We start from the raw sequence: 4,455 nt of genomic DNA, 5'->3' as shown, positions 1-4,455 counted from the left end.
GGGCCCGTCACCCGGCCCGTGGCCGGACGTGCCGTCCGCCTCGGCACCGGGCTCGTCGGCGGCCGGTCCGGCACCGGACGCGTCCGGTGCCTGCTCGGCGCCGGACTCCGCACCGGCCTCGGCCTCCTCCGCGTCGGCGTCCGCCGCGTCGGCCTTCTCGAACCGTGCGAGTGCCGCGTCCGCCCGCAGGAACAGCTGGGAGCCCTGCGGCGAGAAGACCTCGGGGGCGGTGTGCTCGTCCGTCCCGGTCTCGTCCTCGGTCCTGGGGCAGGGCACGGACGCCGCCGCGTCCTCGGCGTCCGGCGTCCCCGGTGCCGCGGCGGTCTCCGGGTCCTCCGCGCCGTCGGCTCCGGCCGTCGCCGAAGTGCCCGCGGGCAGCGCCCGCGCGGGCACCGTCGCCTCGATCTCCAGCACCCGGCGCTCCTCCAGGACGCTGGCCCGGTCGGCCTCCGCCGTGGCGTAGCGGCGCAGCAGCGCCGCGTGCTCGTTGCGCAGGCCGGCCAGCTCCGCGCGCTTGGCGCGCAGCCGCTGCTCCAGCCTGATGCGCAGCTCACGCGACTCCTCGAGGTCGGACTCCAGTTCGGCGGTCCGTTCCTCGAAGCGCCACTCGTCGCTCGCCCGCGCCCGCGTGAGATCGGCGACGCGCTTGCCCGCCTGGGTGTCCCAGCGCCGCATGACGACCGCGCCGGTGATCGCGGTGGCCGCCGCGACCGCGGCCAGCAGACGCAACGCCGTCGGTTGCGTGAACACCCATGGCCCCAGGGCGCAGACTAGGGAGACGCCTGCGATCGCCGACGGGGGCAGCATCCTGTGCAAGGGCGGTGAATGGCGGTGACGTCCACGTGGCATGGCCAGAAACTTACCGCGCGTAGGGGAATGATGGGCCCCCGCCCCGTAAAAACAAAGCGATAACAAGGGTTTCACAGGGCATCAGGGAACTCGGGCCACCCGTGAATGGCCCCAACCCCCGGAATTCGCCCCCAGGTCGTTTCCGCACGGACCCGCCGGAGGCGCCGCGTCCCGCCCGTGCCGGGGCCCTGCCCGGCTCGCCCCGGGCCGTCCCGGGCCGTCGCGCGGCCTTCGCGGCGCCCGTCGTGCGGACTTCCGCGCCCCATTCCGGAGCGACCCTGACCCCGTTTCCGTGCGCCGCGACCGCGCCGTCCGGGGCGGTTCCCGCTCATCCGCTCGTCAAGCGCCCGCTCATCCACTCCAGCGTCGCGGGAATCTCCCGCCGCCAGGTGTTGAAGTTGTGTCCGCCGCTTTCCAGGATGATCGACGAGATCCGCGTCCGTCCGGTGCCCTTCACCCGCTCGATGAACCGCAGCGTGTCCCGGTAGTTGGACTCGCCCTTCTGGCTGCTGGTGACGAGCAGCGAGGTGTCGGGGGCGGGCCGCCGCCGGAGGCACCACCACAGATCCGCCCGGTTCTCGCGCGCCTTGTCCCCCTGGAAGAGATCGCCCGTCGTGGCGTCGAGGGGCGCCTTGTAGTACGCCGACAGTCCGGCCCCGGCGCCGAACACGTCGGGGTGGTGGAGGGCCAGCTTGAGGGCGCAGTAGCCGCCCGTCGAGTTGCCGACCACGCCCCAGGCGCCCCGGCCCTCGGCCACCCGGTAGTGCGCGCCGACGGCCTCCGGCAGGTCCCGGGCGAAGAACGTCTCGGTCTGCGGCCCGTCCGGGACGTCCACGCACTCGGTGTCCCGCGGCGGGGCCACCGTGGGCCGCAGCATCACCAGGACCGTCGGCTCCATCCGGCCCGCGGCGGCCAGGTCCCGGGCCGTGCGCGGGTAGTGCAGCTTGTCCACCAGCGCCCGCGCGGTGCCCGGGTAGCCGGTGAGCACCACGGCCGCCGGGAACCGGTGGGTGCGGTACTCGGGCCGGTGGTACTCCGGGGGCAGGTACACGTACGCGGGAGAGGCGATGCGGCTGGTCCGGCCCACCAGTTCGACCTGCTCGACCGTGCCGCCGCCCGCCGTCCGCGCCCCGGGCGTACCGGCCAGCCGCTCCCGCCCGACGACCCTCAGCGGGGCGCCGCCCGCCCCTGAGCCCGCCGCGTGGTCGACCACCACGCCCCGGTCCTTCTCCCGTCCGAACAGGTCGTCCCAGCTCGCGTAGAAGCCGAAGGACTGGTTCGCCGCGAGGCCGACCGCGGCGAACAGGGCCAGCTGGGTCGCCAGCAGCAGACCCACCCTGCCGCACACCGCCCGCACCCCGCGCCCGGCCAGCCGCGGCCACAGCCACACCGTGCCGGCGAACAGCAGGACGGCGCCCGACACCGCCGCCCACAGCACCTTGTCGCTCGTCAGACCCATCAGCGGTACCTGCCTGCACTCTCCGCCCGGAGCCGCACGGCAGCCACCCCCCACTGCGTCAGGAGGGGCGCGCCGGCCGGTCCTTGGCCGTTGAAACGGTTTTGGCGGGCGGAGTGAACCTCTCCCCCCGAGACACCGTCCTAGAGGTCGCAATGTCGCCGGATGCCCGAATCGGCACCGGATCCAAGGTCTCTCGCAGAACTACGGGATGCGATGTCTGTCAGGACAGATGAGGAAATGTCGGGTGCGGTTCCGCGGCCCGCGGACCGTGCCGAGCACACGGGCCGGGAGCGGCCCGCGCGTGGCACGCGCCTCGTGGGCACCGCGCGCCGGCTGCTGCGCGGACCGCGTCCCGAGTCCGTCCCCCTGCTGGTCGGGCGGGCGTGCGCCCTGGTCGGCCTCCTGGACATCGCGGCGGGCGTCTTCCCCCGCTTCCGGCACAGCCGCATGCACGCCCTCGCGGAGGTGCTGCCCGGCGCGCTCGGCCCGTTCGCGGCCGCGCTCGCGCTCAGCGCGGGGGTGCTGTTGCTGCTGCTCGCCCACGGGCTCAAGCGGGGCAAGCGGCGCGCCTGGCGGGCGGCCGTCGCCCTGCTCCCGGCCGGTGCCGTCGCGCAGTTCGCCTACCGGCACTCCGTCGCGGGGGTGGTGCTCTCGCTGCTGCTGCTCGCGGTCCTGCTGCGCCACCGCGGCCAGTTCGCGGCGCTGCCCGACCCACGCAGCAGATGGCGGGCGCTGGCCAACTTCGTCCTGATGGGCGCCGGCTCCCTGCTGCTCGGCCTGGTCGTCGTCAACGCCCACCCGCGCCTGCTGGTCGGCGACCCCAGCCTCGCCGACCGCCTCACCCACGTCCTGTACGGCCTGTTCGGCTTCGAGGGACCGCTCGACTACCGGGGCGACACCTCCTGGACGGTCGCCTTCTCCCTCGGCGCCCTCGGCCTGCTCACCGCCGTCACCACGCTCTACCTGGCCTTCCGGCCCGAACACCCGGCCGCCCGGCTCACCGAGGACGACGAACGGCGGCTGCGCGCCCTGCTCGCCCGGCACGGCGGGCGGGACTCCCTCGGCCACTTCGCGCTGCGCCGCGACAAGGCCGTCGTGTTCTCCCCCAGCGGCAAGGCGGCGGTGACCTACCGCGTGGTCTGCGGGGTGATGCTCGCCAGCGGCGACCCGATCGGCGACGTCGAGGCCTGGCCCGGTGCCATCGAACGCTTCATGGACGAGGCCAGGGCCCACTCCTGGACGCCCGCCGTCATGGGCTGCTCGGAGACCGGCGGTCACGTGTGGACCCGGGAGACCGGCCTCGACGCCCTCGAACTCGGTGACGAGGCGGTGGTGGACGTCCAGGATTTCTCCCTGGCCGGCCGCGCGATGCGCAACGTGCGCCAGATGGTCAAACGCATCGAGCGCGCCGGTTACGAGACCCGGGTGCGGCGGGTCCGTGACCTCGGGGAGGCCGAACTGGACCGCATCCGCCGCGCGGCCGACGACTGGCGCGGCACCGACACCGAGCGCGGCTTCTCCATGGCGCTCGGCCGGGTCGGCGACCCGGCGGACGGCGACTGCCTCGTCGCGACCGCGCACAAGGCGGACGCGGAGCCGGGCCGGCACGGCGACCTCAAGGCGGTCCTGCACTTCGTGCCCTGGGGCGCGGACGGCGTCTCCCTCGATCTGATGCGCCGGGACCGCTCGGCCGACCCCGGCATGAACGAGATGCTGATCGTGGCCGCCCTCCAGGCCGCCCCGGAACTCGGCATCTCGCGCGTGTCCCTCAACTTCGCGATGTTCCGTGCGGCGCTGGCCCGGGGCGAGAAGATCGGCGCCGGACCGGTCCTGCGCGCCTGGCGGGGGCTGCTGATCTTCCTGTCGCGCTGGTTCCAGATCGAGTCGCTGTACAAGTTCAACGCCAAGTTCCGCCCGCGCTGGGAACCCCGCTTCGTGGTGTACCGGGCCTCCGCCGACCTCCCCCGCATCGGCATCGCCGCCCTCCAGGCGGAAGGTTTCGTCAACCTGGCGCTGCCCCTGCCGCCCTTCCTGCGCCGCCGCCGGCCCGCCCCGCTGCCCTGCGTCCACCGGACACCGGAGCACACCCCGGCCGCGCCGGACACCGCCGTCCGTGCCGCCTGACCGGCCGCCGCACCCCCCGCCCG

At 74.6% G+C, this 4,455-nt stretch carries 3 protein-coding genes; 1 reads left to right on the top strand and 2 read right to left on the bottom strand.

What is annotated here, in order from left to right:
• On the bottom strand, positions 1-849 hold an 849-nt coding region (locus G3I53_RS15900; RefSeq protein ID WP_239063922.1), incomplete at its 3' end, for a hypothetical protein.
• Between the two features lie 328 nt (positions 850-1,177).
• Complete coding sequence (locus G3I53_RS15895) at positions 1,178-2,308, bottom strand: alpha/beta hydrolase-fold protein (RefSeq protein WP_164334711.1); 1,131 nt, start codon at positions 2,306-2,308, stop codon at positions 1,178-1,180.
• A 237-nt stretch (positions 2,309-2,545) separates the two neighbouring features.
• Here G3I53_RS15895 and G3I53_RS15890 point away from each other — a divergent pair, with 237 nt between their 5' ends.
• Complete coding sequence (locus G3I53_RS15890; RefSeq protein WP_239063921.1) at positions 2,546-4,432, top strand: phosphatidylglycerol lysyltransferase domain-containing protein; 1,887 nt, start codon at positions 2,546-2,548, stop codon at positions 4,430-4,432.
• The last annotated feature ends 23 nt before the right edge of the window (positions 4,433-4,455 follow it).

Source organism: Streptomyces sp. SID14436 (assembly GCF_010548465.1).
Lineage (GTDB): Bacteria > Actinomycetota > Actinomycetes > Streptomycetales > Streptomycetaceae > Streptomyces.
This window is presented reverse-complemented; position numbering and strand designations above follow the sequence as displayed.